This is a genomic window from Streptomyces sp. G-G2, from assembly GCF_030063135.1.
Classification (GTDB): domain Bacteria; phylum Actinomycetota; class Actinomycetes; order Streptomycetales; family Streptomycetaceae; genus Streptomyces.
Genome location: NZ_JASISO010000114.1, coordinates 1 through 2,753, shown reverse-complemented (window position 1 = coordinate 2,753; position 2,753 = coordinate 1). Strand labels below are relative to the sequence as shown.

General features: G+C 68.6%; 4 protein-coding genes and 1 pseudogene. 1 reads left to right on the top strand and 4 read right to left on the bottom strand.

The window, feature by feature from the left end:
- Positions 1–150: 150 nt before the first annotated feature.
- Entirely contained in the window at positions 151–723 is a 573-nt protein-coding gene (locus tag QMF80_RS37755; protein ID WP_283461937.1) for an IS630 family transposase, read from the bottom strand.
- Positions 724–740: 17 nt separating this feature from the next.
- A complete protein-coding gene (locus QMF80_RS37750) occupies positions 741–1,244 on the bottom strand; it encodes a helix-turn-helix domain-containing protein (RefSeq protein ID WP_283461935.1) in 504 nt (167 codons plus the stop codon).
- Between the two features lie 5 nt (positions 1,245–1,249).
- On the opposite strand from QMF80_RS37750, the gene QMF80_RS37745 reads away from it, so the two are divergent.
- Entirely contained in the window at positions 1,250–1,642 is a 393-nt protein-coding gene (locus tag QMF80_RS37745) for a hypothetical protein (protein WP_283461933.1), read from the top strand.
- Between the two features lie 12 nt (positions 1,643–1,654).
- Here the strand turns inward: QMF80_RS37745 and QMF80_RS37740 are convergent, their stop codons facing one another.
- Positions 1,655–2,149, bottom strand: coding sequence for a GNAT family N-acetyltransferase (locus QMF80_RS37740; protein WP_283461931.1), 495 nt, complete (start codon positions 2,147–2,149; stop codon positions 1,655–1,657).
- Positions 2,150–2,651: 502 nt separating this feature from the next.
- Positions 2,652–2,753 (bottom strand): annotated as a pseudogene (locus tag QMF80_RS37735) (IS982 family transposase); the annotation flags it as partial.

Below are 2,753 nucleotides of genomic sequence, written 5' to 3'. Positions count from 1 at the left end.
TGATCGTCCAGAACCTCCGGCACCAACCCGGACGGCTGTACTTCCGCCACGGCCTCCGCCGACACGGTCACGTCAGTCATCAGGTGTCACTTCCTGCTCGAAGATCCACCGTTGACCGTACAGACCCCGTTAGTCGTTGAGGGGTGTTGGTCAGGGGGCTTCCTTGAGCGGGGTACCTGCATAGGTCCAGCGGAAGGGCTTCGCGGTCTCGTTGCGGTTGATGATGTAGCTGTCGAGCTTGTCGACGAGGTCGTCGCGGCTGGCGAAGTCGCCGTGGCGCAGGACGCTGCGGGTCAGCGCGGAGAAGACCAGTTCGATCTGGTTGAGCCAGGAGGCGTGGGGCGGGGTGAAGTGCGCCGTCCAGCGCGGATGGGCCTTGAACCACGCCTTGGTGTGCTTGGCGGTGTGCGAGGAGCCATTGTCCAGCACCACGTGGATGTCGGCGCCCTGGGGGACGAGGGCGTCGATGCGGTCGAGGAAGCCGGTGAAGGTCACCGCGTTGTTGCGGGCGATCACCTCGGTCAGGACTTCGCCGGTGCGCACGTCCAGGGCGGCGACCAGGGAAGCGGTGCTGCGTGGCGGACGTACTCGAACTCCTGGCGTGGTGCCCGGCCCGGGGCGGCGGGGCTGCCGGGGTGCTTGCGGGAGCGCGCCGCGATTGCGGTCTTCTCGTCGATCGACAGCAGGAGCGCGCCGGCGGGCGGGTCGCGGTAGAGGTCGCAGATGTGTTCGGCGCGCTGTCAGAAGTCGGGTGTGTCGCGGCGGGTGAGCCAGCCCCGGATTTTGTGCGGCTTGAGGTCCAACTCGGCGATTATCCGGCCGACTTGGGAGGGTGGGATGTACGCGGACACGGTCTGGGCGACCCGCTCGGCGATCGCCCGGTGGGTCCAGGTCGCGGCCGGATGTGCAGGGGTGCTGGTGGCGGCGACCACGACGGCCACGCGTACCTTGCCGTCGTAGACCCTGGGGCGGCCCGAGCGCCCGGCGTCCTTCAGGCCCTGGATTCCGTGCTCGGCGAAGCGTCCGCGCCATTTGCGCACGGTGTACACCGAGACGCCGAGGTCGCGTGCGGTCTCGGCGTTGGCGAGGCCGTCGGCCGCTGCCAGGACGATCCGGGCCCGCAGGGCTTCGCGGACCTGGGCCTTCGCAGAGAGGGCCAGCCGCTCCAGGGCCCGGCTCGCGGCGTCGTCCAAGGTCACCGCGACTGCCGCGACGGCCCCGCCCACCCGCTTGCGCACGATCATGATCGATGATCATGGCGGACCGTCGGCGCCGCGGGCAGGATGGGGCTGTGCCGAAGAACCCGCCCGAGTCCATGCAGCACCACCTGCGCCAGCGCCTGAACGCCCATGCCAAGGGGCGCTGGCCGCAACTGGCCCGCGTCGACGTCCGGTTCCGCACCGGCTTCGCCTACGTCAGCGGTGAGCTGAAGGACGGCGAACAGCTCCCGCTGTGCCGCCTGCGCTTCACCGGCGTGCTGCATACCTGGGGCTTCGCCCTTTACCTGGCCAGCCGAGGCAGCACCAGGACAACTTCCTGCCCAGCGGACTGCCCGCCGGCAGCCCCGAAGACTGCCTCGACTGCGCCTGCTACCTCTACCTCGGCGACCAACCAGCCTGACCGACACCCCTCCACGAGCTAACGCGGAGCAGGACTAGCGCGCGTCGAACGCAACCCACGTGTTCGCCGACAACTCGGGCTTCCCGGGCACCGGTCGCCGCTCCTCGGTCCAGGCCTCGCCCGCGACTTCGGAAGCGACGCGACGCCAGAAGCGGGCCGCGCCCGCGTTCTCCTCCTGAAAAGCGATCTCCCATCGGCCGGGGTGCGCGGTCAGGACGGACTGCACCGCTCGCAGCCCGAGGCCCGACCGGCGTGCCCCACGCACCACGAAGAAGCTGTTCAGCACGCGCGCCTCGCTGTCCAGCGCGCGTACGAACGCGAAGCCGACCGGCCGGTCGCCAGACCATACGAGGTAGGCCGCCCAGGTGGGATCGCCGATCGCCGACTCCAGCCACTCGCGCCGGTATGTTGCGTCCGGGTTCGGCAGGACGCCCCTGAACTCTGACAGGTCGTGCAGGAAAAGCGGCCAGAGCCGTTCCAAGATGTCGCGGTCGACGGCGCCCGCTCTGCGGACAGCCACGTCTGCCATCTAATCCTCCTGGAGAACGCGAAAAGCCTTCCGGCGGACCGGAAGGCTTTGAACTATCGAGCGCACTCTATCGTGTCTACGACCCGCACACGCAGCTCGTAGATCTGGGTCCCGTGGACGGTGTCTGCGTCGGCACTGTCACGTTCAGCCGAACAAAGCGGACGTAGCGGGCGTCCTTCGCGCGGAGGTCCATCTTCCACCCCTCAACGAACTAACGCGGCGCAGCACGAGGTGGACCGCCTTGTTGAACGCGCCGACGGCCAGGCTGACCTCACTGGCCGAGCGGTCGGCGGGACAGGAGAAACGGGCAGGCGGCACTGTCCGGGCACGAGGGCGCTGAGAGATCCTGACGTCGGATCCTCAGTCCTTCAAACGGCACGTCGATCCCTGCCCGCTGCGGCAGCACGGACAACGCAGTGTTACGCCACTCGACACAGGCATCACCCGGACGCCGCGCCTCTCGCGGAGGGGTGCCCGCGCCTAGATGATTGATTCCAAGGGGTCAGTGATCGTAGGCGGTCAGTGAGCGGAGCACTGGTTCGCCGGCCTTGGTGTTGTGCCAGATTGCGGCGGTGAGGGCCAGGATGCGTTGCAGGACGCGGAC

Bases quoted from the DNA above. Each gene is read 5' to 3' on its own strand.
- QMF80_RS37740 (WP_283461931.1), bottom strand. From the start codon at position 2,149: ATGGCAGACGTGGCTGTCCGCAGAGCGGGCGCCGTCGACCGCGACATC.
- QMF80_RS37745 (WP_283461933.1), top strand. From the start codon at position 1,250: ATGATCATGGCGGACCGTCGGCGCCGCGGGCAGGATGGGGCTGTGCCG.
- QMF80_RS37750 (WP_283461935.1), bottom strand. From the start codon at position 1,244: ATGATCGTGCGCAAGCGGGTGGGCGGGGCCGTCGCGGCAGTCGCGGTG.